This is a genomic window from Morganella psychrotolerans (genome assembly GCF_001676055.1).
Classification (GTDB): Bacteria; Pseudomonadota; Gammaproteobacteria; order Enterobacterales; family Enterobacteriaceae; genus Morganella; species Morganella psychrotolerans_B.
The window spans coordinates 280,201-305,226 of the sequence record NZ_LZEX01000001.1 but is presented as its reverse complement, the minus strand read 5'-3'; the positions used below and the strand labels follow the sequence as shown (position 1 = coordinate 305,226).

At 48.5% G+C, this 25,026-nt stretch carries 24 protein-coding genes, 1 pseudogene and 1 riboswitch; of the genes and pseudogenes, 12 read left to right on the top strand and 13 right to left on the bottom strand.

Translation table 11 applies throughout. The features are described 5' to 3' along the window. Nucleotides 1-9: 9 nt before the first annotated feature. Both AYY17_RS01325 and AYY17_RS01320 read left to right on the top strand, forming a co-directional pair. On the top strand, nt 10-1,269 hold the full coding sequence (locus AYY17_RS01325) for an efflux RND transporter periplasmic adaptor subunit (RefSeq protein WP_067420648.1): 1,260 nt from the start codon (nt 10-12) through the stop codon (nt 1,267-1,269). Then, the gene (locus AYY17_RS01320; RefSeq protein WP_067420646.1) at nt 1,262-4,402 is read left to right on the top strand and encodes a CusA/CzcA family heavy metal efflux RND transporter; all 3,141 of its coding nucleotides are present in this window, start codon (nt 1,262-1,264) and stop codon (nt 4,400-4,402) included. The genes AYY17_RS01325 and AYY17_RS01320 overlap by 8 nt, the downstream gene beginning before the upstream one ends. A 78-nt stretch (nt 4,403-4,480) precedes the next feature. Here the strand turns inward: AYY17_RS01320 and AYY17_RS20930 are convergent, their stop codons facing one another. From AYY17_RS20930 to AYY17_RS01305, 3 genes are all read right to left on the bottom strand, one after another. After that, nucleotides 4,481-5,755 (bottom strand): YadA-like family protein, encoded by a 1,275-nt coding sequence (locus AYY17_RS20930; RefSeq protein ID WP_082981217.1) that lies wholly within the window; start codon nt 5,753-5,755, stop codon nt 4,481-4,483. 182 nt (nt 5,756-5,937) lie between these two features. Further along, nucleotides 5,938-6,675, bottom strand: coding sequence for a vWA domain-containing protein (locus tag AYY17_RS01310; protein ID WP_067420644.1), 738 nt, complete (start codon nt 6,673-6,675; stop codon nt 5,938-5,940). 114 nt (nt 6,676-6,789) lie between these two features. Further along, a complete protein-coding gene (locus AYY17_RS01305; protein WP_067420642.1) occupies nt 6,790-7,839 on the bottom strand; it encodes a hypothetical protein in 1,050 nt (349 codons plus the stop codon). Between the two features lie 75 nt (nt 7,840-7,914). On the opposite strand from AYY17_RS01305, the gene rlmA reads away from it, so the two are divergent. Then, complete coding sequence (gene rlmA / locus AYY17_RS01300; RefSeq protein WP_067421288.1) at nt 7,915-8,730, top strand: 23S rRNA (guanine(745)-N(1))-methyltransferase; 816 nt, start codon at nt 7,915-7,917, stop codon at nt 8,728-8,730. Between the two features lie 53 nt (nt 8,731-8,783). Here the strand turns inward: rlmA and mntP are convergent, their stop codons facing one another. From mntP to pabB, 9 genes are all read right to left on the bottom strand, one after another. Further along, entirely contained in the window at nt 8,784-9,353 is a 570-nt protein-coding gene (mntP, locus tag AYY17_RS01295; RefSeq protein ID WP_067398666.1) for a manganese efflux pump MntP, read from the bottom strand. Between the two features lie 6 nt (nt 9,354-9,359). Further along, nucleotides 9,360-9,556, bottom strand: a riboswitch (yybP-ykoY riboswitch). A gap of 156 nt (nt 9,557-9,712) precedes the next feature. Further along, the gene (locus tag AYY17_RS22660) at nt 9,713-9,934 is read right to left on the bottom strand and encodes a DUF986 family protein (RefSeq protein WP_412778996.1); all 222 of its coding nucleotides are present in this window, start codon (nt 9,932-9,934) and stop codon (nt 9,713-9,715) included. Further along, a complete protein-coding gene (locus AYY17_RS01290; protein ID WP_412778995.1) occupies nt 9,852-10,172 on the bottom strand; it encodes a DUF986 family protein in 321 nt (106 codons plus the stop codon). The genes AYY17_RS22660 and AYY17_RS01290 overlap by 83 nt, the downstream gene beginning before the upstream one ends. A 79-nt stretch (nt 10,173-10,251) precedes the next feature. Continuing rightward, nucleotides 10,252-11,109 (bottom strand): PTS mannose transporter subunit IID, encoded by an 858-nt coding sequence (locus tag AYY17_RS01285; RefSeq protein ID WP_067362881.1) that lies wholly within the window; start codon nt 11,107-11,109, stop codon nt 10,252-10,254. A 13-nt stretch (nt 11,110-11,122) separates the two neighbouring features. Next, nucleotides 11,123-11,920, bottom strand: coding sequence for a PTS mannose/fructose/sorbose transporter subunit IIC (locus tag AYY17_RS01280; protein WP_067398011.1), 798 nt, complete (start codon nt 11,918-11,920; stop codon nt 11,123-11,125). A gap of 63 nt (nt 11,921-11,983) precedes the next feature. Then, nucleotides 11,984-12,967, bottom strand: coding sequence for a PTS mannose transporter subunit IIAB (gene manX, locus AYY17_RS01275; protein WP_206778821.1), 984 nt, complete (start codon nt 12,965-12,967; stop codon nt 11,984-11,986). Nucleotides 12,968-13,458: 491 nt separating this feature from the next. Beyond that, nucleotides 13,459-14,823: an L-serine ammonia-lyase gene (locus AYY17_RS01270; protein ID WP_067420638.1), complete on the bottom strand. Its 1,365-nt coding sequence runs from the start codon at nt 14,821-14,823 to the stop codon at nt 13,459-13,461. 191 nt (nt 14,824-15,014) lie between these two features. Then, nucleotides 15,015-15,581 (bottom strand): CoA pyrophosphatase, encoded by a 567-nt coding sequence (locus AYY17_RS01265; RefSeq protein ID WP_067420636.1) that lies wholly within the window; start codon nt 15,579-15,581, stop codon nt 15,015-15,017. A gap of 3 nt (nt 15,582-15,584) precedes the next feature. Continuing rightward, entirely contained in the window at nt 15,585-16,967 is a 1,383-nt protein-coding gene (gene pabB, locus AYY17_RS01260) for an aminodeoxychorismate synthase component 1 (protein ID WP_067420634.1), read from the bottom strand. Nucleotides 16,968-17,093: 126 nt separating this feature from the next. On the opposite strand from pabB, the gene AYY17_RS01255 reads away from it, so the two are divergent. Together AYY17_RS01255 and yebF are read left to right on the top strand one after the other, a co-directional pair. Beyond that, nucleotides 17,094-17,378 carry a YoaH family protein gene (locus tag AYY17_RS01255; RefSeq protein ID WP_067421287.1) on the top strand — a complete coding sequence of 95 codons (285 nt, stop codon included), beginning with the start codon at nt 17,094-17,096 and terminating at the stop codon, nt 17,376-17,378. Nucleotides 17,379-17,619: 241 nt separating this feature from the next. Then, a complete protein-coding gene (gene yebF, locus AYY17_RS01250; RefSeq protein ID WP_067420632.1) occupies nt 17,620-18,003 on the top strand; it encodes a protein YebF in 384 nt (127 codons plus the stop codon). Between the two features lie 125 nt (nt 18,004-18,128). Here yebF and AYY17_RS01245 read toward each other — a convergent pair whose 3' ends face one another. Then, on the bottom strand, nt 18,129-18,362 hold the full coding sequence (locus AYY17_RS01245) for a DNA polymerase III subunit theta (protein WP_067420630.1): 234 nt from the start codon (nt 18,360-18,362) through the stop codon (nt 18,129-18,131). A 261-nt stretch (nt 18,363-18,623) separates the two neighbouring features. On the opposite strand from AYY17_RS01245, the gene ftnA reads away from it, so the two are divergent. The 7 genes and pseudogenes from ftnA to prc all read left to right on the top strand — a co-directional run bounded on the left by ftnA (nt 18,624) and on the right by prc (nt 24,941). After that, on the top strand, nt 18,624-19,130 hold the full coding sequence (gene ftnA / locus AYY17_RS01240; protein WP_067398001.1) for a non-heme ferritin: 507 nt from the start codon (nt 18,624-18,626) through the stop codon (nt 19,128-19,130). Nucleotides 19,131-19,345: 215 nt separating this feature from the next. Then, complete coding sequence (copC, locus tag AYY17_RS01235; RefSeq protein WP_067421285.1) at nt 19,346-19,732, top strand: copper homeostasis periplasmic binding protein CopC; 387 nt, start codon at nt 19,346-19,348, stop codon at nt 19,730-19,732. A 7-nt stretch (nt 19,733-19,739) separates the two neighbouring features. Beyond that, nucleotides 19,740-20,639 (top strand): copper homeostasis membrane protein CopD, encoded by a 900-nt coding sequence (gene copD / locus AYY17_RS01230; protein ID WP_082981214.1) that lies wholly within the window; start codon nt 19,740-19,742, stop codon nt 20,637-20,639. A 41-nt stretch (nt 20,640-20,680) separates the two neighbouring features. Further along, entirely contained in the window at nt 20,681-21,016 is a 336-nt protein-coding gene (locus AYY17_RS01225) for a YebY family protein (protein ID WP_067421281.1), read from the top strand. A gap of 573 nt (nt 21,017-21,589) precedes the next feature. Then, entirely contained in the window at nt 21,590-22,087 is a 498-nt protein-coding gene (locus tag AYY17_RS01220; RefSeq protein WP_067397993.1) for a GAF domain-containing protein, read from the top strand. Between the two features lie 95 nt (nt 22,088-22,182). Next, on the top strand, nt 22,183-22,878 hold the full coding sequence (proQ, locus tag AYY17_RS01215; protein ID WP_067420628.1) for an RNA chaperone ProQ: 696 nt from the start codon (nt 22,183-22,185) through the stop codon (nt 22,876-22,878). Between the two features lie 18 nt (nt 22,879-22,896). Beyond that, nucleotides 22,897-24,941, top strand: a pseudogene (gene prc / locus AYY17_RS01210) (carboxy terminal-processing peptidase). The last annotated feature ends 85 nt before the right edge of the window (nt 24,942-25,026 follow it).

Below are 25,026 nucleotides of genomic sequence, written 5' to 3'. Positions count from 1 at the left end.
GGAACGGACATGGCATCTGCAACATTAAAATACAGCGCGGTGATAATCAGCAGCTTGATTATCGGCGGCGCCGTGGCAATCGGGATCTCACCGTATTTCACTTCTGTACAGAGTGATACCGCCGTTCAGGCGCCGGAGCGGAAAGTCCTCTTTTGGTATGATCCGATGAAACCGGATGCCAAATTTGATAAGCCGGGTAAATCCCCGTTTATGGATATGGATCTGGTGCCCAAATATGCGGATGAAGAGGGCGGAGGAACAGGTAACGGCGTGCGGATAGACCCGGTTCAGCAGCAAAATCTCGGGTTAAAAACGGCGCAGGTTCGTCGCGGAACCCTGGATTATACCCGCACGTTTCCGGCAAATGTGATGTTTAATGATTATCAGTTTGTCATTGTCCAGGCCCGCGCCGGGGGATTTATTGAAAAAGTATCCCCGCTGACCACCGGTGACCGCGTACGCAAAGGCATGCCGCTGATTGAAATCACTGTACCTGAGTGGGTTGAGGCGCAGAGTGAATATCTTCTGCTCAGAGAAACCGGCGCAACCGCAGTACAGCTTCGCGGTGTGCTGGAGCGCCTGCGTCTGGCCGGAATGCCGGAAAATCATATCCGGCAGTTGCAGCAAAAACGGGAAATTCAGACCCGGTTTACAATCACTGCGCCGATTGACGGTGTTCTGACTGCGTTTGATCTGAAAACCGGGATGAATATCGGCAAAGAAAATATTGTTGCCAAAATTCAGGGAATTGATCCCATCTGGCTGACTGTAGCGGTGCCGGAATCTCTCGCCTATCTGCTGGATAAACAGGCAGACTTGCGCCTTTCAGTACCGTCTCAGCCGGATAAAACCTTCAAAATCACCCGGCGCGACCTGCTGGCGGGGGCTGATCCGGTCAGCCGCACACTTCAGTTGCGTTTACAGGTTGAAAACCCGGAGGAATTACTTAAACCCAGCATGAATGCGTATCTCACATTAACGGCAAAGAGCGGCGATATGCTGCTTATTCCGTCGCGGGCGGTGATTGATACCGGCAGTGAGCAACGGGTGATAACTCAGGATGAAAACGGGAAGTTTGTACCGAAAAAGATTACTGTTCTGCGCGAATCTCAGGGTGACACCGGGATTGGTAATGAACTGAGTGAAGGGGAAAAAGTGGTGGTTAACGGACTGTTCCTGATTGATTCCGAAGCCAATATTAATGGTGCGCTGGAACGGATGCGTGATACTTCCCCGCACTCAGGGCATCAGGGAGGCGGTCATGATTGAATGGATTATCCGGCGCTCGGTCGCCAACCGCTTTCTGGTGATGTTCGGTGTACTGTTTCTGACCTTATGGGGCGCGTGGACTATTGCCAAAACCCCGGTGGATGCACTGCCGGACCTGTCTGATGTGCAGGTTATTATCAAAACCACGTATCCCGGACAAGCACCGCAACTGGTTGAAAATCAGGTGACTTATCCGCTGACAACTACCATGCTGTCTGTCCCCGGGGCGAAAACAGTCCGTGGATTCTCACAGTTTGGTGCCTCTTATGTTTATGTCATTTTTGAAGACGGAACCGACCTTTATTGGGCGCGCTCCCGTGTGCTGGAATATCTTAATCAGATTCAGGGAAAACTGCCCGCCGGTGTCAGTGCGGAGATAGGCCCGGATGCCACCGGTATCGGCTGGATTTTTGAATATGCGCTGGTTGATCGCAGCGGAAAACAGGATCTGGCGGATTTACGCGCATTGCAGGACTGGTTCCTGAAATATGAACTGAAAACCATACCAAATGTGGCGGAAGTCGCGTCTGTCGGCGGCGTGGTAAAACAGTACCAAATTGTGGTGGATCCGCAGAAACTGGCGCAGTACGGCATCAGCCTTGCGACGGTGAAGCAGCAGCTTTCCGCCTCAAACCAGGAAGCCGGGGGATCCTCCCTTGAACTGGCAGAAGCGGAATATATGGTGCGGGCCACCGGCTATCTGCAATCTGAGGATGATTTTAATCAGATAGTCCTGAAAGCGGATGCGAATGGTGTGCCGGTGTATCTGCGCGATGTGGCGACTGTGCAGATAGGGCCTGAAATGCGCCGTGGCATAGCCGAGCTTGATGGTGAAGGCGAAGTTGCGGGCGGGATAGTGATTTTGCGTTCCGGTGAAAATGCCCGTGACGTAATTTCAGCGGTCAAAGCCAAGCTTGAAGCACTGAAAAGCAGTCTGCCGGAAGGCGTTGAAATCGTCACGACTTATGATCGCAGCCAGTTGATTGACCGCGCTATTGAAAATCTGACCTTTAAACTGCTGGAAGAGTTTCTGGTGGTTGCCGTGGTGTGTGCACTGTTCCTGTGGCATCTTCGCTCTGCACTGGTGGCGATTATTTCATTGCCGCTGGGATTATTTATCGCGTTTATCGTCATGCATTTCCAGGGGCTGAACGCCAACATTATGTCGCTGGGAGGGATAGCCATTGCGGTCGGCGCGATGGTGGATGCGGCAATTGTGATGATAGAAAATGCACACAAACGCCTGGAAGAGTGGGGACATCAGCATCCGGACACACCACTTGATAATAAAACGCGCTGGCAGGTGATCACGGAGGCCTCTGTTGAAGTGGGTCCTGCGTTATTTATCAGCCTGCTGATTATTACATTATCATTTATTCCAATCTTTACCCTTGAAGGTCAGGAAGGGCGTCTGTTCGGACCGCTGGCATTTACCAAAACCTATGCCATGGCAGGCGCTGCGGCGCTGGCGATTTTTGTTATCCCTATCCTGATGGGTTACTGGATACGCGGTAAAATTCCGGCTGAAAACAAAAATCCGCTGAACCGTTTCCTGATCCGCATCTATCACCCGTTATTACTGAAAGTGCTGCACCGGCCGAAGCTGACCTTGCTGGTGGCGGTATTGACACTTTTCACTGTGATGTGGCCGCTCAGCCGGATAGGCGGGGAATTTTTACCGAAAATTAATGAGGGTGATTTACTGTATATGCCGTCCACATTGCCGGGTGTCTCTCCGGCACAGGCAACCGCGCTGTTACAGACCACGGATAAACTGATCCGCACTGTGCCTGAAGTGGCAACGGTATTCGGTAAAGCAGGAAAAGCGGAAACCGCAACCGATTCTGCGCCGCTGGAAATGATAGAAACAACCATTCAGCTGAAGCCGCAGGAAGAATGGCGTGAAGGAATGACGCTGGATAAAATCATTGAGGAGCTGGATGCAACCGTACGTCTGCCGGGATTAGCTAATCTGTGGGTTCCGCCTATCCGTAACCGCATTGATATGTTATCCACCGGGATAAAAAGTCCGATTGGTATTAAAGTCTCCGGTACAGTGTTAGCCGACATTGATGCAACAGCGTCGGATATTGAAGTTGTCGCCAGAACGGTTCCGGGTGTTGTGTCGGCGCTTGCCGAGCGGCTTGAGGGCGGACGTTATATCGATGTGGTGATAAACCGTGAAAAAGCAGCACGTTATGGAATGACTGTCAGTGATGTCCAGTTGTTTGTATCATCGGCAACCGGCGGGGCTATGGTGGGGGAAACCGTGGAGGGTGTGGCGCGTTATCCGATAGGCCTGCGCTACCCGCAGGCATTGCGTGACAGCCCGCAGGCCTTGCGTGAACTGCCGGTACTGACACCACAGAATCAGCAGATAACGCTCGGTGACCTTGCAGAGATCCGAGTGTCTTCCGGCCCGTCAATGCTGAAAACAGAAAATGCACGTCCGGCAAGCTGGATCTATATTGATGCCCGCGGGCGCGATATGGTTTCGGTGGTGAATGATTTGCGCCAGGCTATTGAGAAGGACGTGAAACTGCGCCCGGGAACCAGCGTGTCATTTTCCGGTCAGTTTGAATTACTGGAGCGGGCAAATCAGAAACTGATGCTGATGGTACCGATGACGCTGATGATTATTTTCATCCTGCTGTATCTTGCCTTCAGACGGTTAGATGAAGCGTTGCTTATTCTGCTGAGTATGCCGTTTGCCCTGATCGGCGGGATCTGGTTCCTGTACTGGCAGGGGTTCCATTTATCTGTTGCAACCGGCACCGGATTTATTGCTCTTGCGGGCGTTGCAGCAGAATTTGGTGTGGTGATGCTGATGTATCTGCGCCATGCCATAGAAGCTGACCCTAAACTGACCAACCCGGCGACATTCACCCGTGAAGGTCTGGATGATGCTCTCTATCACGGTGCGGTGCTGCGCGTCAGACCGAAAGCAATGACAGTGGCGGTGATTATTGCAGGCTTACTGCCGATATTATGGGGAACGGGGTCAGGTTCAGAAGTGATGAGCCGGATAGCCGCACCGATGATTGGCGGCATGATAACTGCACCATTATTATCAATGTTTATTATTCCGGCAGCTTATAAACTGATCTGGCTGCGCCGCCATAAAACGACATAACCAAAAGAAGGTCATAACCAAAATAAAATCCCCGGCCTGACAGCCGGGGATTTACTATTCAGTTACCATTCCTGCTGTTTACCATTCCAGATTCATACCCGCGCCGTACATCACATCCCCGCCCTGAGAGGTTGAGGTGGCAAGGCTGGCTTTAACGGCAACATTCTCATTAAACCGGTAGCCGCTGCCGACCGCCAGTGCGTTCTCAGAATTAAATCCGCCGACTGCCGCACTCAGGTTAAATTTGCCGACATTATAAGGTTGGAACAGGTTGGCTGTAGCGGCAGACATAGCAAAACCGCGCTGCATTTTGTCATCCAGTTCGTCATAACGCAGTTCCAGTTTATCAATACGTGCAGAGTTATGTGTTGCCAGGTTAAACGCATTATTTGCCGTCACATTCGCTTTTTGGGCGGTGGTGTTGGCGGTAAATGCGGTATTTCTGGCATCAATTGCCGTGGTATTTGCTGTTACGGCTGTATTTTTTGCATCAACTGCTTTGGCGTCAGCAACACCAGCTTTGGCATCGGCAGCATCAGCGGTGTTTTTGGCAGTAACTGCTTTGGCATCGGCAGCATCAGCGGTGTTTTTTGCAGTAACAGCTTTGGCATCAGCAGCATCAGCGGTGTTTTTTGCAGTAACGGCTTTATCGTCGACCACAGATAACTGTGCAATATTGGCGGCATCTGTATCTTCCGCGCCACCCGCGACATTGGTTATCCGACGGAATGTATCGGGTTCATTTTGCGGGTCGGCAGATTTACTGCCAAGAGAAACATCACCTACATTTTGAGCGGCACGAGCATCTTCAGCCAGAAAACGTACTTTTTGTGTTGCTTCTATACCAGCAACAGAATTTGCTCCCAGCGCAACAGAATCTTTTGCGCCATTAACAACTTTTGCTGTATTGCCGATTGCAACACTATTATTTATCTCCATTCCCGGGAATGGACCATCACCTCCGATACCAGCATTCGCATTAGACCCGATACTTATCCCGCCATTTTTCTGTTTCGCGGCATCTCCGATAGCAACGCCACCCATACCTTCTGATACCGCTTTACTGCCCAGCGCGACAGAACCTTCACCGGTCGCAACAGCCGCATTTCCGATAGCCATCGCAGGTGCACCACTCTGACCATCAGCGCTTCCGTCGGCATAAGAGCTATTACCGATGGCAATATCGGAGTCTGATTTTGCTTGTGCTTTTTTATTCGGGTCCGGATGATCTGCCGGAAACGTCTGTGGATCTGCAATCTCACCTATGGTTATTTTATTTGAGCCATCAGCCGCTTGTACGGATAAACTAAAAACAGGTAACAGTGCAAGGATAAGAACAGATTTTTTAAACATGATTACGCCTCATTATGGTAATTACACATAACTATAGCTAAAGTATTAAATTAATCCGGCTGAATTTAACTCATTTAATGTTCATTATCAGAGGGGGGCGGAGGAAATAAAGCCTGCGGGATGAGAAAATAAAACAGCACAGCGAACTGTACTGTTTTTGTGAATATATAAGAGGTAAACTGTTATTTCTTACTACGCTCGCTGTTATCCTGTTCGACTTCCGCTTTCCATTCGCCTGTAATCGGCTTGGATTGCTGTTTAACGGAAACTGCTTTATTTACAGCTTCATAGGCTTTATCGTAACCTTTTTTATCCTGCACATAACCTGTGGCGTTATCGCTTTTAATACCGATATTACCGGCTTCTGAAATAGCATCAATATTGGCACCCAGGAAAATAAAATCCCATTTATCTTCTTTTTCCGCAGAATTAATCATCGATTTAATTTTTGACTGGCTGTATTTCTGACTGCTGTTTTCTTCACCGTCAGTAATAATGACAAATAATACGTTGTTATTTTTTGTGATTTTGCGGGTTTCACGGGTTTTTTCGATTGTCTGACCAACGGCATCGAATAATGCGGTATTACCGCCGACAGAATAATCATCCGGGGTCAGGTTTTTAACTTTACTGATAGGTTCACGGTTATGTAATGTGCTGTTTTCCTGGTTGAATAAAACAGTGGTGACGTAAATATTGCCGCTTTTTTTCCGGTTTTCTGCCAGCACGGAGTTATAGCCGCCGATAGTATCCTGTTCAAACCCGGACATAGATCCGCTTTTATCCAGAACAAATACCAGGTCTAAATCTGCGGGCGCAATTGTTTCAGACGGTGCCGGTTTGGTGTCAACCGCAGCGAATGTGGTGGCTGAAAATAAAAACAAAAGTGAGGCAAAAAGCGGACGGGTAAGTCTGAGCATAGGTATTCCTTATTATTCAGGGTATATATTCTTTCGTGTGAGGTGAGGGGGGGAATACCCGTATTCTGGCGTGTACAAAAAATATTCAAAGCAGATTTATCTGATTACGCGGGATCAGATAACCTCTTCTGTCCGTTGCAAAATAGCAGGGAGCCATTGTTGTGCCTGATGACGGCGCAAATAGTCAGAAACAGCATCTTCCCATTTTGAACTGTTCCCTAATACAGCACGGCTGAGGCTGTAGTGTAGTCCGTAGCGGGTCTGATAAAGACTGATCAGTCTCTGATTTATGCTGTCAATATCAGGCTTGCCGGGACTACGGTTTATTTGGTGCTGCAATGCCCGTTGTATTTTATCAATCGCTTCCGGACCCGGTTCATAATGTGATTCATGATATTGGCTCAGTACAATAAATGAAGGCGGCACTGATTCATCAAATGCCGCCTGAAGCCGCAAGTGCCCGTCAAGGATAAGATAAGAGGCGAGGCCGCTGATATACCAGACCAGCACCGGCGGTAATTTCCCTTCACGGGCAGTTTTACGCCAGTATTTCAGTCTGCTGCTTTGCGGATCAACCGGATAGCGGGGTAGTAACAGATAACCGCCGAACCACCAATCGACAAGCGTAACCTGCGCAGGCGATTGCAGATCCGGCAGGTCTTCACTGTATAACATCCAGTCAGCCCCGCTGTGATCGTTACTTACCGGCGAGCGGAAGCGCCACTCTTTTACGGTTTGAGGAATATTGCAAGAGTAAGGTGCAGCAGGCGGAACTGCATTCATCGGGCGCAGCAGCCATTCCCCGGCGGACAGTAACGGAGAAGGACGCTCAAGAAGGTCGCGGGCAAAATAGCGGCACCATTGCGGCGTGCGTGTATCAGACGATGTTGCCGCCATTTGTTCCACCGTATGTGAACGGATTGGGGACAACAGGTTGTTTTGGTCAGGGTGGTCCCGGTTATGGATCAGCCAGACACCGCTGTGGTTGTGTAAAACGGTGGCCCAAAAAAGCGGATAGCCCCGTAATTGCAACTGTATACGGCTATTATGTCCGCTGAGCAGTTCAGGGGCACCGGAGGTTACACTCTGTGGATTAACTCTGACGTGCAGGCTGTGCCATTGCTGATAATCATCAATTTTATCCTGCCACCAATACGTTTTCATGATATGGTTTTGCCTCAATTTTTCTGTTACCGGCGCTGCCGGTTGCACTCTTATCCTATTTCACAGTGAATGATTATGTCTTACCAATGCCCGCTTTGCCAACACCCGCTGGATCGCCGCTCCAACAGTTATTACTGCGATAATAACCATCAGTTTGATCTGGCGAAAGAGGGATATATCAATCTGTTACCTGTTCAGTTTAAGCGCTCAAAAGAGCCCGGAGACAGCAAAGAGATGATGCAGGCGCGCAGAGCGTTTCTGGATAATCATCATTACCGGCCGATGCGTGATCAGGTTATTGCGGCGTTTGACCAGTTTTTACCGGAACAGGCGCAAGCGGTTCTGGATATCGGCTGTGGCGAGGGGTATTACACCGGCGCGCTGGCGGAAAGCCTTGCTGCGCGTGATGTCACGGTTTACGGGCTGGATGTGGCAAAAGTCGCGGTACGTTTTGGTGCAAAGCGCTATCCGCAGGTAAATTTCAGTGTGGCGTCCAGCCAGCGGCTGCCGTTTGAAGATAACAGTCTGGAAGGCGTATTGCGTATTTATGCGCCCTGTAACCCGGATGAGTTAACCCGCGTGGCGAAGCCGGGCGGAATTGTCATTACAGTAACACCCGGCCCGCGCCATCTGTATCAGCTGAAATCCCTGATTTATAATGAAGTGCATCTGCATCCGCTGAAAGAGGAATGTTTCCCCGGCTTCAGTCCTGCACAAGAGTATCAGGTAGCGTATCCGATGGTATTGAACGGAGCGGATGCAATCGCACTGCTCTCGATGACACCGTTTGCCTGGAAAGCGACAGAGGCGGTGAAAAATCAGCTGGCGGCAGAAACGGCATTTTCCTGTGAAACTGATTTTCTGATCCGGGTTTACCGGCGTGATGCATAAATAAAAAGACCCGCGACAGCGGGTCTTTTTATTTGTGTGCAAAACAGAACTGATTAACCAATGTGCTCATACAGAATGGTGAATCCAATCAGGATCAGAACTATCCCGCCTGCAATTTCCGCGCGTTTACCCAGCAGCGGACCGATATAGCGTCCCAAAATCATCCCGGTTGTTGCCATTATCATGGTCATCAGCCCGATAGTCATGGCGGTATGCACGATATTCACTTCCAGAAACGCCAGACCAACACCAATAGCCATGGCATCCAGGCTGGTGGCAATAGCAGTGGTGGCAAGATGCATTGCACTGTGGCGTTGTGGTTTTTCGTGTTGGGCGCAGCAATCATCACCGGCAGTGATACTGTTGTAGATCATACGGGCGCCAAGAATAAATAACAGCGCAAACGCAATCCAGTGATCCCACTCGATAACATAACGGCTGGCAAAAATACCGATTGTCCAGCCAATAAGCGGCGTGATGGCTTCAATAACACCAAAGATTAAACCGGTGCGCAGAGCTTCGCGTAAGGGTGGTTTGTGTAAGGTAGCGCCTTTGCAGACAGCAACGGCGAAGGCATCCATAGACAGGGCCAGGGCGAGGACGAGGGTGGCATAAAAACTCATAAACTCAGTCTCGGTCGGGTAGCTATCCATATACACACAATTCATCCCCGACCTCCGGTGAAAAGTGTGTCTATGGTCTTGCCAACCGAAACGGCATCCGTACCACGCTGATATAATATCCAGCGAGCATGTTGACACGGATTTTCTGTTATTTACCTGAGAGGTGAATAATAGAACAGGCTACTCCCCAATGACGTGAGCGGAAAGATATCACAGAAAATAAAAAAGGCAAGAATAGATATTCTCTTTTTAAAAGATGCTAATGAGAATGATTTTCATTACTTATGATTAAATAAGAAAATAAAGACTAATATTGTTATTAGTCTTTATTTCTATAGGGGGATAAAAATAAAGGATAATTATTTATTATTAACCATGAAATTATAAATTTGTTGTAAATCATCAAGATGAGAAACTTTGATGTAAATTTTACGATTTTCTAAACCCACAAGAAGAATGCCGTCTTCAGATAAATTCATTGTTTTTATTCTGTCATATTTAATAAAGGCATTTGCATAAAAAAAATCCGTCTGGCTTAAAATATAACTTGGGTGAACGAATAAAAGCCAGATAGATTGCAATGATAATACAGGCAGAAAGTAAATAGGTTGTTAATGCACTGCCATGTCCGGTTATATTATTATAAATAACAATACCAATAAGAAAGATAAAAATAACGGCATCAGCACGGTGGTTACGTTTGAGTTTGACCCGTAACTGTGTTTTACCTTTCAGTGTATTGACGATAAATTCGTCATAGGCTGCAAACAGCAGCATCAGAATAATTACACTCAGCAGAATGATATCGTTAATTGTCATAGTGGTTCCTTTTCCCCTGAAGTGGCAATAAAAAACGGGAGGCTGTCCTCCCGTTTAAATTAACATAGTTCTTTACTGATTATGGTGCCAGGAAACCGAAAACGTAACCCAGAATGCCGAGCACAAAGAACCCGATAATAATCAGCAGCGCATTTACTTTACGGCGCAGCAGCCACATACACCCGAAGGTAAGCAACAGAGGCATCAGGCCCGGCATCAGCTGGTTGAGGATGGTCTGGACAGTGGTGACATCTATCTCGCCTGTGGTCGGGTTTTTAATCTCCGATACCACCAGCGGAATATTCACTTTTGTCCATTTATTAACCAGCGCGCCCATGACAAAGAGGCCGAGAATAGAGGCACCTTCTGTCAGTTTCTGGAGGAAGCCGCCGCCCATATCCTGAACAATATCCAGTCCTTTTTTATAGCCGTACGTCACACCGTAATAACGGGTGGCAAGGCGGACAATATTGAACAGGAAGAAGAACAGCAGTGGCCCGAGCAGGCTGCCGGTCATGGCAATACCGGCACCGAGTGCGGCAAATACCGGACGTACGGTACCCCAGAAAATAGGGTCACCCACACCGGCTAATGGTCCCATCAGACCGACTTTGATACCATTGATGGCACCATCATCGATATCTGCACCATTGGCGCGCTGCTCTTCCATCGCACAGGTTACCCCGAGGATAGGGGCTGCCATATACGGATGCGTGTTGAAGAATTCCATGTGGCGTTTGATTGCCTGACGGCGCTCGTCGTTATTTTCAGGATAAAGACGGCGGATCACCGGCACCATGGAGAAGGCGTAACCCATCGCCTGCATACGTTCAAAGTTCCACGACCCCTGAAACAGGTTTGAGCGGATGAACACACCACGGATATCGCTCTTTCTTAACTGTTTTTTTGCAGTTATGTTGCTTGTTGTATCAACCATGTTGTTCACCTTCTTAGTCTAACTCGTTATCGAGGTCATTTTTGCTGCCGGCAGCGACAACGACTTCCGATTTGTTGTATTTCGGACTGAGCTGGATATACAGCACAGCCATCACCGTCCCGATAACACCCAGAGCAACCAGGTTGAAGTCGGTGAATGCGGCGGTCACGAAACCTAAGTAGAAGAATGGCATCAGGTAACCGGCACGCATCATGTTAATCACCATGGCGTAACCGACAACAACGATCATGCCTCCGGCGATATTCAGACCGTTGGTGACCCAGTCAGGGATGGAATCCAGCATTTCACGGACAACATCTGTCCCGACTGATACCGCAACGATAACTGCCGGAATAGCGATACGCATGGCCTGAAGCAGCAGGGCGCCGACATGGATAAAGCCCAGCGCGGAGAGGTTACCTTTATCTGCGGCACGGTCCCCCATATGCTGGAAGGCGACAGTAATGGTACGGACGATAATGGTCAGAACCTGACCTGCGGCAGCCAGCGGAATAGCCAGTGCAATACCGGCACCGATATTTTGTCCGCCGGCAATAACCAGTATGGTGGAAATGATAGACGCCAGCGCTGCATCCGGTGCGACTGCCGCACCAATGTTCATCCAGCCCAGGGCGATCATTTCCAGCGTACCGCCGATCATGATGCCTGTTTTCATATCACCCAGAACGATCCCCATCAGCGTACAGGCGACCAGAGGGCGGTGAAACTGGAATTCATCGAGGATTGACCCCATACCTGCGACACAGGCAACGATGAAGACCAGGACGATTTGTACAACGGAAAGTTCCATTGTCTTTCTCCTTTAACCAATCATGTTGTGAAAAACAAATCTTGTATTGAGTAATGGGTCAAATTAACTTTCAGCTTTGCTGATTAAATCCATCATTTTTATTTTTGAATCGGTAGACACTTTGCGGGCTTCCAGCTCAATGTTCCGTTCATTTAAGGCCTTGAATGCAGCGATATCGTTATCATCGATAGATATTGCATTATTAACCTGTTTCTTGCCTTCGTGGAATGCCATTCCGCCGATATTCACGGTTGTGATATTAACGCCGCCTTCAACCAGACGCAGTACATCTGCCGGGTTAGTAAACAGCAACATACAACGTTCATTGGCGTATTTCGGGTTATTCCAGACACGGATCATTTTCTCCACGTCAACGACGTGAGCCGTAACGCCCGGAGGTGCGACCTGTTTGAGTAATGTGGATCGGACAGTGTCTTTTGCGACGTCATCACTGACAACAATGATACGTTTTACATTTGTCTCTTTGGTCCAGCGTGTGGCAACCTGACCATGAATAAGACGATCATCGATACGTGCAAGAGAAATAATCATGTGTCCGCCGGGACCGGCCGGTGCTGCAGGTTTTGCAGCCGGTTTTGGCGCGGGTGCCGCTTTGGGTGCTTCTGCTTCCTGAGTTTTCAGGGCGCGGATACCTTCACGACCGGTTTCGAGTGCGACAGCGACCAGTTCCTGTAATGACGGATTATCATCACGGCACATAAAGGTCTCTACCAGCATCGGAACATTCACCCCTGTGACTATCTCATAATTACTGGTGCCGCCGGCCGCCTGATCCTGCTCAGTGACGATACGGTTTGCTGCGTTGAACGGGCTGCCGCCCCAGGTATCGACAAGGAATAATACCCCGTCGGTGGTTGATAAACCGGGCAGCTTTTCATTGTACTTGGCATACAGTGTGTCGGCATTTTCCCCCGGAACGAAGTCGATGAAGGAGACGTTCTCCTGTTCACCAATCAACATTTCAGTCGTGCGCAGTAATTGCTCCGCGGCTTTACCGTGGGTGCCAATCATAATGGCTATACTCACCTTTCTCCCCCTTAACATCAGCCAGGATGGTTTTTGTGTATTACACAGAATCTTTTATGGGTCAGGAAAAAACCGTAAGACTCCGGTGTAAAGATAGTCTCAGGCCCGTGATACCGCTAATTATTTACGTTTAAGCAGCGGTAATTAATTTCGGGGCGCTAATTAATTGTAAGACTACCATTTTATGATTATAAAAAAAACTTGCTTTCCGTCAGAAAACAACAAAATCGAAACACGAAACATGTAAGTAAAGATGATAATTATGTTGAACAAGACATTTATCAGGGGAATGGCGGGATTATTTGGTATTTTATAGCGTGATGAACTGATGAAATTTACATACCATTAATATAATTACTTGAAATAGTACAAATTTGTACAAAAAAACAGCGAAGCTGATGCGCTTCAGGTAAAAAATATCCCTGCAATGTTGCAGGGATATTAATGTCCGAAAATTATGTTTTGCGGATCAGATCACAACATGATTCGGTTCAGTCACACTGAACTTTGATCGCCAGACCACCGCGCGATGTTTCGCGGTATTTGGCATTCATGTCTTTGCCTGTCTCATACATAGTTTCGATAACTTTATCGAGAGAGACACGCGGCGCACTCGTACGGCGCATTGCCATACGTGCAGCATTGATCGCTTTCACAGAGGCAATCGCGTTACGCTCAATACATGGCACCTGAACTTGTCCTGCGACCGGGTCACAGGTTAATCCCAGGTTATGTTCCATGCCAATTTCAGCCGCGATACAGACCTGCTCCGGGCTGCCGCCGAGAATTTCAGTCAGTCCGGCTGCTGCCATTGAACAGGCGACACCGACTTCACCCTGACAACCGACTTCGGCGCCTGAAATCGATGCATTCATTTTATACAGAATGCCGACCGCACCGCTTGCGAGGAAGTAACGGAGATAGATATCCGGGGTGACTTTTTCAATGCAGCTGTCGTAGTAAGCCAGTACCGCAGGCACGATCCCGCAGGCGCCATTGGTCGGCGCGGTGACAACACGTCCGCCGGCGGCATTTTCTTCGTTGACCGCCAGTGCAAACATATTGACCAGGTCAATAACCTGCATCGGGTCATTTGACAGTTTACCGGTTGAATTAATCAGCCGGTTCAGTGCTGCCGCGCGGCGTGGTACACGCAACGGACCAGGCAGAATGCCTTCGGTTTCCAGACCATGAGCAATACAGTCAGTCATGGTTTTGTAGATATCAGCAAAATACGCATCAATATCTGCTTTGGTGTGCAGATCCAGCTCATTTTTCATCATCAGAGAGGAGACTGACAGACCGGTCTCATGGCAGTGCTTCAGCAGCTCTTCAGCACTGGCGTACGGGTAGGATACCGGGGTTTCATTCGCGTTATCCTGACCGAAGTGTTCTGCATCGACGATAAAACCACCGCCGACGGAGTAATAGGTTTTGGTGAACAATTCGTCGTTACCGGCAAATGCAGTGATGCTCATGCCGTTTTCATGCAGCGGCAGGTTACCGGTATGGAAATTCATTCCGCCTTCAAGCGGAAAATCAACGGTTTGCTGACCATTTGCCAGTGCCAGTTTTTCTGTTTCACTGACATTTGCAATAAAGCCCTGAATAGCATCAATATCCACGGTTGCCGGTAAGTTACCCGCCAGACCCATGATGATAGCGATATCAGTATGGTGACCTTTCCCTGTTAAGGAGAGTGAGCCGTAGACATCAACGGAAACGCGGGTTGCGCGTGAGATCAGTCCTTTTTCAACTAATTCATCAACAAACTGCTTCCCGGCTTTCATCGGCCCTACGGTGTGAGAGCTGGAAGGGCCAATGCCCACTTTAAACATGTCGAAAACGCTAATCACGTCAGACTCCTTAAAAAAACAATGTAATAGTGACTTATTGTAAAGCGCGTTACTTTACTGTTATTTGCTCACGCTAATAAAGTAGTTTATCGCATTTTTTGCCGCATAACAGCGTTTTCAGATAAAAGAAAGGCATGGTTGATGAAAAAATACAGGGTAAAATAGTGTAAGAGTGTGAATTAGGTTACAAATTAATCATTTTTAACTTGCGTTGCCAGCCGGTATAAAATACCCGCAGTCAGCCCCCAAATCATTCTTCCTTCATACAGATAAAAATACAGGCGGCGCTCCACGGTATTGCGCTTCATATCAATGTAGCGGTAACGGCTTACATCAAGAGCGGCATCAAGCGGCAGTTCAAAGATATCAGCAACTTCCTGCGGATTACCCCGCAAGGCCAGTGAGGAGGGAACTATTCCGACCACCGGGGTCACGCGAAACCCGGTCACACTGTCAACCGGCGCCATCTGCCCCAGTACCTGTACCGATTGCGGCGGGATGGCAATTTCTTCCTGAGCCTCGCGCAGGGCGGTGGCAACAGGTGTTGTATCACCGGGATCAGCCGCACCGCCGGGCAGGGAAATTTGCCCCGGGTGAGATCGCAGTGAAGCGGCGCGCAGGGTCAGTAATATTCCCGGCCGGGGTTTATCTGTGATCGGCAGCAAAACAGCTGCATGACGATCACGCTGACCTGAAATCTCCGCCTCTTCAGGGCGAATTAACTGAAAACGGGGAATAAACTGCGCCAGTGAATTCATGGGTTATTTCTCCGGCAGAACGGGTAAGATCCGCCCCAGTTTATCAAATGTTTCCTGATACTCATCTGCGGCGCGGCTGTCTGCGACAATACCGCCGCCTGCTTTGCAGTACAGCCGGTTGTCTTCGGCAATCAGGGTACGGATAGCTATATTGGTGTCCATTGTTCCGCAGAAACTGATATAGCCGATTGACCCGCAATAGGCATGGCGGCGGTAAGGCTCCAGCTCTTCAATAATTTCCATCGCGCGGATTTTGGGCGCACCGGTAATTGATCCGCCCGGAAAGCAGGCGCGCAGCAAATCCGCTGCATGGCATTGCGGCGGTAATTCTGCGGTAATGGTGCTGACCAGATGATACACCGCCGGAAATGCCTCCACGGCAAACAGTGACGGCACACTGACAGAGCCCGGCCGCGCAACCCGCCCGATATCATTGCGCATCAGATCAACAATCATCAGATTCTCGGCCCGGTCTTTTTCGGATGCGGCAAGCGCCTGTTTTTCTTTCTCATCAGCCTGTTCATCTTCCGGATGACGCGGACGTGTGCCTTTAATCGGACGCGTTTGCACTGTGCCGTCTTTCAGCCACAGGAAGCGCTCCGGTGAAACAGAGATAACTGCCGTTTCAGGCAAACGCAGAAATGCAGAGAACGGGGCTTTATTTTCTGCATTCAGCAACAGAAACGCCTGCCATTCATCCCCTTCATAAGGTGCGGTAAAACGTTGCGCCAGATTCACCTGATAGCAGTCTCCGGCCTGCAGATACTCATGAATACGGGCGATTTTTTCGTGATATTCCTGCTCACTCATATCGGACTGCCAACTGCCGGTCAGTGCAAACGGAACCGTCTGTACGGGAGCGGCATCCCGCTGTGCCTGTAACCACGCAAGACGCACAGCAGGATCGTCATACGTAATCAGTGTGGCACAGAGGCGATGGTTGTCCACTATGATTGCCCAGTCATACAGACCCACTGCCATATCCGGAATGCTTAGCTCATTGCGCGCCAGTGACGGCAGGGATTCGGTACGGCGACCGAGATCGTATCCCCATAACCCGAGTGCGCCGCCCATAAACGGATAATCATTCTGCGGGCAGGGGGAAAAACCGGACTGTGCCAGCGCATCATCCAGTAACCGGAACGGATCACTTTTATGACAGCTACACTGACCCCGGTTATCCTCAATAAAGGTGTTATCGCCCCGGGTCGTCAGGGTCATAAAAGGGTCAGCAGTCAGAATATCAAAGCGGTTATGCTGATGCTGAGCATCACCCGAGTGCAGCAGTACGGCCCCGGGCCGGTGAGCCAGCGGCGTGAACAGGGTGACGGCAAGTCCGGGATGATAATCAAGCGGTGTCAGTACAGGTATTGAATGTTGTGTCATGGTTTGGTCTGTCAGTAAACGGATCTCAGGAAAACATCGCACTATCTTAACTGAAAACGGGCAGATGCGTGCGGTGACCTTTGTGAGTATAATGTGTTTTTTGCCGCTATGTTACAGAAGGTCATTATGTCTACCGGTATTCCCGTATTAAATCACGAAGAGCAGCAGGCAGCCGTTGAACGTATCCATGCTCTGATGCAGGACGGCATGAGCAGTGGTGAAGCTATTGCACAGGTTGCGGCTGAATTACGCGAACAGCATCAGGGCGGAGAGCAGGTCCGCGTGCTGTTTGATGAAGATGACGCTGATGACTATGTTACAGATGAGAATGCAACAGAAGGTTATGAAACAGATAACTACGACGCTGAATCTGATGACTATAATAATGACAGCGACGACAATAGTCGGTAACAAATATCTAACAAATGTCACAATTTCCTGATAATAAATATGTTAATGTCTTATGAATAAGATTTAAGTGAAATTTTATACTCAACGTCATTCGGGATGCAGGCAGGCGGCAAGGGAAGACCGATGGGGAGCATACACAAGTATGTGACCCAGCGGGCTGAGCGTAGCCAACGAACCTGCAGTTTGAATGAATAAGAGTATACAAGACACTAATCTCAGACAGGGATAAACAGGAGGTTTTATGAACGTAATCAATCTGTGTACCCGTATCGGATTATCCGGTGCCGGTATACTGCTGGCGTTTACGGTAAGTGCGCAGACACCGGTAAAACCGGTTGTTGAAAATGAGCGTATGGTGACATTTCCGACGTGTGATTCACTGACAAAAGATCAGGTTGCAGCACAGGTTAAGTATGACTTTGTGCAAAACCGTTATACCCGCTGGCAGGATGATAAAGCATTGCTGGGCAGCAAGCCGGTGGCGTGGGTGAATACTGCTGACGTGACTGAAAAAGACGGCAACTATACTGTGCCGCTGACAGTGCGTGGCTCGAAAAAGCAGCTCAGCTATATTGTTGATATTAATTGTGCCGCACAAACAATGACATACGGTCTGCCAAAGTAGATAACTATGTGACGCCGGCAAAGGAAGACAGACGGGGAGCATACATCAGTATGTGACCCGACTGGCTGAGCGTAGCCAACGAACCTGCAGTTTGAATGAATAAGGGTATACGCTCAGGCGGGCTCTTATCGCTTACTATTTGGCTCATACGGCAGGCGTGAGAAATGCACACTTCGCGCACGGTAGAATGCCAGGCGCTCAGCAAAATACAGGCGCAGTATTTCAGGTTGCGTCTGCTGTACCTGTTCTGCAATCACCGGCATATTGTAGCGCTCTTTAAATGCCACGCCGGACGCCGCCAGATCCACATTAATTTTGTCCATCTCTTCATGGCTGAGTGTTGCCAGATTATAACCCATAATATGCCCCTGTTATTGCTGAAGGCATAACGGTAATCGAGTTACACCGGATGTGCAAGAGCGGACGTTTTTACCGGAAAATATCCTTAAATAATAAGGCCGGTCAACCGGCAGAAAGAGAATGCGATTAATTCTGATTATCTTTACAAAATTATTTTGTTTTCAATATGTTGTGAATATATTAAATAGCGCTTTTCTTCCCCGCGGGAGTGTGCATAATGACCGCAGATGATGAAATAAACGACTGCACAGGAGCATGTTATGTTAAAGCCGGATATGATCAAACAACTGAATGCACAGCTGAATCTGGAATTCTATTCTTCAAATTTATATTTACAGATGAGTGCATGGTGCGCGGATAAAGGCTATGAAGGCGCTGCGGCGTTCCTGAAAGCTCATGCTGCCGAAGAAATGGAGCATATGCACCGCCTGTTTAATTACCTTAGTGATACCGGCGCTATGCCACTGCTGGGATCAATTCAGGCGCCGCCGTCAGAGTTCAAATCAGTCAGTGAGATTTTTGAGCAGACCCTGGAGCATGAAAAATTAATCACACAGGAAATTAACAAACTGGCGCATGTTGCACTGACATCTCAGGATTATTCCACCTTTAACTTCCTGCAATGGTACGTGTCTGAGCAGCATGAAGAAGAGAAATTATTCAAATCTGTCCTGGATAAATTCGCCATGGTGGGTGACAGCGGTAAATCACTGTTCCTGCTGGATAAAGACCTGGCACGTATGGCAGTTGAGCCGTCAGCCTGCTGATGTGTTTATCATTCAGGATGCAGCCGGCGAACCTGCAGGTTGAATGAATAAGAATATAGCCACACAATTATCATAATTAACTGATAATTGTGTGGTTTTTATTTGTGGTGCTGATCACAAAAAAAACGCTTTTTGCTTTGATGATTTCCGCAAGCCTGCCGGTTACGCTAGTATGTCCCTCATAATTACATCACCTGCAAAAAATGAGGCATACCATTATGTTAACCACCCTGACCGCGCAATGGCGCAAACTCTCTGCAATTGTTGTTCTGTTTGTCGGCTTATCCGGCCAGCAGGCGCTGGCTCATGCACACATCAAAGCACTTGAACCGGCAGCAGATACATCGGTTGCGACCGCACCTGAACATATTACACTGGATTTTTCCGAAGGAATTGAACTGAAATTCAGTAAGATCAGTGTAAAAGATGCACAAAATAACGTGGTTGCCGCCGGTAAACTGGCACTGAATGAACACAATGACACTCAGCTCATTCTGCCGCTGCCTGAAACACTGCCCGCCGGGTTGTATCATGTTGACTGGAAAGTTGTTTCTGTTGATGGTCATAAAACCAACGGTAATTATCAGTTTACTGTGAAATAACTGCGCGATGACTCTGACACCTGAAGCGCTGCTGATTAGCAGCCGCTTCATTCACTTTATCTCTCTTATGCTGTCAGCCGGGTGCGCCCTTTTTTCTGTGTTACCGGCATCCGATCGTGTTGCCGTATTGCTGCGGGCACGGTTACATAATACAGCGTGCACAGCGGTGGTTTTCACTGCCCTGACTACTGTGTTGTGGCTGCTGCTCCAGGGCGCACTGATGGGCGACGGCTGGGCGGATATGCGGGATCCGGATATCATCCTTGCGGTGCTCTCCACGGCGTTCGGTGAGGTCTGGCGCTGGCAACTGGTGTTTGCTGCCATTCTGACCGCCGGATTGTTTTTACCGTCAGGACGAAAACAGAGTTTTCTGTTTCTGCTGTGCGCGGCAGTTATGTTGTCACTGCACGCCTTTACCGGGCACGGGGTACTTCACAGTGGCTGGACAGGGCGGCTTCATCAGATAATACAGGTTATTCATCTGTTGAGTGCGGCATACTGGTTCGGTGGTTTGTGGCCGTTCCTGGTCTGCCTGCTGATACTTCTGCGCCGCGCTTCCCTTGCCGATGGTGTACCGAAAGAAGTGACCGCCACGCTAATCCGGTTTTCAAATTGGGGGCATGTTGCGGTTTTCCTGGTGCTGACGACCGGGCTTATCAGTACGGTGCTGTTGCTGCCTGACTGGCCACATTTCAGCGGCAGTGATTATCAGGCACTGTTGTGGCTGAAAACCGGTCTGGTACTGACTATGGTGATTCTGGCATTGATTAACCGTTATGCAATTGTTCCGAAAATAGCACAATCAGGGCGCTTTCGCCTGTTGATGATTAACTGCTGGGTTGAGATAATTCTCGGCACACTTGCCATTTTAATGGTGGCAATTTTTGCAACCTATCAGCCTGCATGATAAGCAGGCCGCATACCGGCAGACAAATGAGACATAATATAATGAAAGCACTGGCATTAATTCCTCTTTTACTTGTTGGTGCGGCGCAGGCTGCACCACTGAAGACCATCAGTAAATTTGAGTTTGGCGAAAGCTGGCCCTTTACCCGCGAAGAAGTCATGATCAATTGCCGTGAAGGTCATGCGTTGTGGGTCATCAATCCCTCGACACTGATGTCCTATCCGCTCAATGATGTGGCAGCAGAGCAGGCGAAGGCGCAAAAAATGAAGGTGACAGATCTCTCCGTAATTTTATTAAAGCGACCGGATGATGCGGAAAAATACAGGGATATTGCCCCTGTCATTGAAGCAGCTGAGGCACTGTGCGGTGAAAAATAACCGATATTATACCCTTATTCATTCAAACCGCAGGTTCGTTGGCCGCGCTACGCCCGCCTGCCTGCATCCTGAATGAGGGTGGGTATGGTTATGAAATTTAACGATTGATATCAGGTTATTAATTAATCCATTGAAATATAAGCTATTTAAATAAGATATATGTTAATGATTTGATAAATAAATACATTGTATATGTAAATAAATCAGCTAATCTTAATTATGTAGGTTGTAAGATATTTTCAATGGCAATTTTAGCGCATGGCTCGCTGTGAGCCTTTTTCCCTGGACCGGATAGCGGACTTTATCCGGTCTCTTTTTTATACCCGTCATACTTCAGAATGCCCGGTGTTGACTACGTTCAGCCCGCCGGGTCACATACTTATGTATACTCCCCGACGGTCGGAGCTTGTTGCCTTCCTGTATCCTGAATAATTCCGCGTATCTGATGCACTTTTCCTGCTTTTTTTCCTAATTACGAAAGGATTTGTAATATTCCTGTAGGGTCGTTCCGTAATTTGATATAAATTAACCATTATCTCAACTGATATATTAATCCGTAATATAGTGTGGTACATGAATAAAATTGCGTTTTATCAGGATTTGACCCGCCGGTTAACGTCGCTTATCAGTGATGAAAAAGATGTGATAGCGACACTGTCTAATGTCAGTGCCGTGCTTTTTGACGAACTGGATAACGTAAACTGGGCGGGATTTTATCTTTTACAGGGTGATACTCTGGTATTGGGTCCCTTTCAGGGAAAAGTGGCATGTGTCCGTATTCCTGTCGGACGAGGAGTTTGCGGAACGGCAGTGTCCGAATCCCGGGTAATCCGTGTACAGGATGTGCACGATTTTGCCGGTCATATCGCGTGTGATTCAGCCAGTAAATCAGAAATTGTGTTACCGCTGTGTGTAAATAATCTGATTATTGGTGTATTGGATATCGACAGCCCGATTTTTAATCGTTTCGATAATAATGATGAAATTGGTCTTAAAGCCTTGAATGACGCGCTCTGCGCACATCTGGCAACGTGCGTTATGCCAAAATATCGTGAAATGATCGCAAGTTAGGCTCACAGGAGCATAGCATTTGTCTGCAACACTATTATAATGTCGCCTGTTCATGCCTACTGGTTGGCAAAGCCCCGTAGTAATCAGGAAATTTCATGGAAAATCAACCCAAGTTGAATAGTAGTAAAGAAATTATTTCATTTTTGGCTCAGCGTTTCCCTCTCTGCTTTATCGCAGAAGGCGAAGCCTGCCCGCTGAAAATCGGCATCTTCCGCGATATCGTTAGTCGTATCACCGAAGAAGACGGCATCAGTAAAACACAGTTACGTACCGCACTGCGGATGTATACCTCCAGTTGGCGTTACCTTTATGGCGTCAAAGAGGGAGCAAAACGTGTTGATCTGGATGGTAACGATTGCGGTGAACTGGAGGCGGAACATGTTGAACATGCCCGTATTCAGTTAGCAGAAGCCAAAGCGCGGGTTCAGGCTCAGCGTGCACAGAAACGTGAGCAGAACGGTGAGAAAAAACCGCGTACGGCTGATAAAGCCGCCGGTAATACCCGCCGCCATAACCCGGAACAGCCTAAAGCGCAGAATACCGGAACTGCTCAGCCGCCACAGACCCGGAGTGCGCCACGTAATAAACCACGCGTACCCCGTGCAGAACCTCAGCCTGCTCTGATTCCTATTACGGATATTCAGGCACTGACTGTAGGGCAAAAGCTGAAGGTGACGGTAGGCTCCGGCGTTATGGATGCGCAGGTCCTCGAAATCACCAAAGATGGTGTACGTGTTCAGCTACCTTCCGGGTTGGCAATGATCGTACGTGCGGAACACTTAAAATTCTGATACGGAGTCAACCAAGGCATGAACAAATTTTTACCCCTGGCGTTGCTCATCGGAGTTAGTTTAACCGGCAACACGATAGCCAAAACCGGCACAACTGTATTGCCGGATGTGAAACTGAGTCAGTTACCGGATACACAGCAGGCACCGGAGCACTCTACCGTCAGTGAGCGAGTGACGTCGCGGTTTCTGCACTCCCATTACCGTCAGTTTCAGTTAGATGCTGAATTTTCAGCAAAAATTCTTGAACGTTACCTGAATTTACTGGATTACAGCCATAATGTGTTTTTAGCCTCTGATGTGGCCGCATTCAGTAAAAACAAATCGCAGGTCGGCAGTTACCTTCAGAAAGGCGAGTTACAGCCCTTATACGAGCTGTTTAACCTGTCGCAGAAACGCCGCTTTGAGCGGTTTGAGTATGCACTGGCCCGTCTGAAGCAGCCGATGAATTTTGATGGTGACGATGTTATTGCCACGGACAGAAGCAAAGCGCCCTGGCCACAGACAGAAGCTGAGCTGAATAATTTGTGGGATGCTAAAGTCAAATATGACTGGCTGACCCTGAAATTATCCGGCAAAGATGACAAAGAAATTAAAGAAACACTCACAAAGCGCTATACCTACGCGCTTAAACGTCTGACGCAGACGAAAAGTGAGGATGTATTTCAGTTAATCATGACGGCGTTTGCGCGTGAAATTGACCCGCATACCAGCTACCTTTCTCCACGCAATACCGAGCAGTTTAACTCAGAAATGAGCCTTTCTCTTGAAGGGATCGGTGCGGTGCTGCGTATGGATGACGATTATACCGTGATCAATTCACTGGTCGCGGGGGGTCCTGCACTTAAGAGCAAAGAACTGGCTGTCGGGGACAAAATCCTCGCGGTAGGTCAGACCGGTAAGCCAATGGTGGACGTGGTCGCTGGCGCCTGGATGATGTTGTTTCTCAAATCAAAGGTGCGAAGGGCAGTAAAGTCCGCCTTGAAGTCCTGGGTGACACCAAAGGCGCGAAGCCACGCATTGTGACGCTGACCCGTGAACAGATCCGTCTGGAAGACCGCGCGGTTAAAATGACCATTAAACAGGTCGGTAATCAGAAAGTCGCGGTTCTTAATATTCCGGGCTTTTATGTCGGTCTGACCAATGACACCAAAACGCAGTTGCAGAAACTGGCAAAAGAGAAAGTGGATGCGGTGATTATCGACCTGCGCGGTAACGGCGGCGGTGCACTGACAGAAGCGGTGGATTTATCCGGTCTCTTTATTACCAGTGGTCCGGTGGTTCAGGTTCGTGATAACAATGGCCGCGTCCGTGAGGATGCGGATACCGATGATGTTATTTACTATAAAGGCCCGCTGGTGGTCATGGTCGACAGACTGAGTGCCTCCGCCTCTGAAATTTTTGCCGCTGCCATGCAGGATTACGGACGTGCGCTGATTGTCGGCGAACCGACTTTTGGTAAAGGTACCGTTCAGCAGCATCGGCCGATCAGCCGGATTTACGATCAGATGCTGCGTCCGGAATGGCCGGATTTAGGCTCTGTTCAGTATACTATCCAGAAATTCTACCGTATCAACGGTGGCAGTACGCAGCGCAAAGGCGTGACACCGGATATTATTATGCCGACCGGCTTTGATAATGATGATATCGGCGAAAGTTTTGAAGATAATGCGTTGCCGTGGGACAGCATTACCCCTGCAGAGTACAAGTCTGCCGATGTGGTCAGTAAAGCGGTACCGGAGCTTGCACTGAAATATCAGGAGCGGACGAAAACAGATCCTGAATTTGGTTATATCTATGAAGATCTGCAACGCTATAAAGCCAATAAAGCAACGCAGGATGTTATTTCGCTCAATTTTGCCAAGCGTGATAAAGAAGATAAAGAGCTGGAAGCAACCCGGCTGAAGCGGATTAATGAACGCTATGCACGCGAAGGTAAAAAACCGATTCTGAATCTGGAGGCATTGCCGAAAGATTATGAAGGGCCGGATGCCTATCTTGAGGAAACCGTTAAAATTGCTGCGGATTTAGCCAAAGTACCGGATATTACGAAGAGCGCACAATAATCTGTTTTTTCATCTGATAATCAGATATAAAAAAATCGACAGCTTACAGGCTGTCGATTTTTTTTTGTACTGCATACACAGATAC

Coding starts and splice junctions, on each gene's coding strand:
- AYY17_RS01225 (WP_067421281.1), top strand. CDS start 20,681: ATGAAAGCACTGGCATTAATTCCTCTTTTACTTGTTGGTGCGGCGCAG.
- rlmA (WP_067421288.1), top strand. CDS start 7,915: ATGTCTTACCAATGCCCGCTTTGCCAACACCCGCTGGATCGCCGCTCC.
- AYY17_RS01285 (WP_067362881.1), bottom strand. CDS start 11,109: ATGGTTGATACAACAAGCAACATAACTGCAAAAAAACAGTTAAGAAAG.
- AYY17_RS01320 (WP_067420646.1), top strand. CDS start 1,262: ATGATTGAATGGATTATCCGGCGCTCGGTCGCCAACCGCTTTCTGGTG.
- AYY17_RS01325 (WP_067420648.1), top strand. CDS start 10: ATGGCATCTGCAACATTAAAATACAGCGCGGTGATAATCAGCAGCTTG.
- yebF (WP_067420632.1), top strand. CDS start 17,620: ATGAACGTAATCAATCTGTGTACCCGTATCGGATTATCCGGTGCCGGT.
- copD (WP_082981214.1), top strand. CDS start 19,740: ATGACTCTGACACCTGAAGCGCTGCTGATTAGCAGCCGCTTCATTCAC.
- AYY17_RS01305 (WP_067420642.1), bottom strand. CDS start 7,839: ATGAAAACGTATTGGTGGCAGGATAAAATTGATGATTATCAGCAATGG.
- AYY17_RS20930 (WP_082981217.1), bottom strand. CDS start 5,755: ATGTTTAAAAAATCTGTTCTTATCCTTGCACTGTTACCTGTTTTTAGT.
- AYY17_RS01245 (WP_067420630.1), bottom strand. CDS start 18,362: ATGGGTTATAATCTGGCAACACTCAGCCATGAAGAGATGGACAAAATT.
- AYY17_RS01255 (WP_067421287.1), top strand. CDS start 17,094: ATGTCTACCGGTATTCCCGTATTAAATCACGAAGAGCAGCAGGCAGCC.
- mntP (WP_067398666.1), bottom strand. CDS start 9,353: ATGAGTTTTTATGCCACCCTCGTCCTCGCCCTGGCCCTGTCTATGGAT.
- AYY17_RS01220 (WP_067397993.1), top strand. CDS start 21,590: ATGAATAAAATTGCGTTTTATCAGGATTTGACCCGCCGGTTAACGTCG.
- AYY17_RS01310 (WP_067420644.1), bottom strand. CDS start 6,675: ATGCTCAGACTTACCCGTCCGCTTTTTGCCTCACTTTTGTTTTTATTT.
- AYY17_RS01280 (WP_067398011.1), bottom strand. CDS start 11,920: ATGGAACTTTCCGTTGTACAAATCGTCCTGGTCTTCATCGTTGCCTGT.
- proQ (WP_067420628.1), top strand. CDS start 22,183: ATGGAAAATCAACCCAAGTTGAATAGTAGTAAAGAAATTATTTCATTT.
- ftnA (WP_067398001.1), top strand. CDS start 18,624: ATGTTAAAGCCGGATATGATCAAACAACTGAATGCACAGCTGAATCTG.
- pabB (WP_067420634.1), bottom strand. CDS start 16,967: ATGACACAACATTCAATACCTGTACTGACACCGCTTGATTATCATCCC.
- AYY17_RS01290 (WP_412778995.1), bottom strand. CDS start 10,172: ATGACAATTAACGATATCATTCTGCTGAGTGTAATTATTCTGATGCTG.
- AYY17_RS01265 (WP_067420636.1), bottom strand. CDS start 15,581: ATGAATTCACTGGCGCAGTTTATTCCCCGTTTTCAGTTAATTCGCCCT.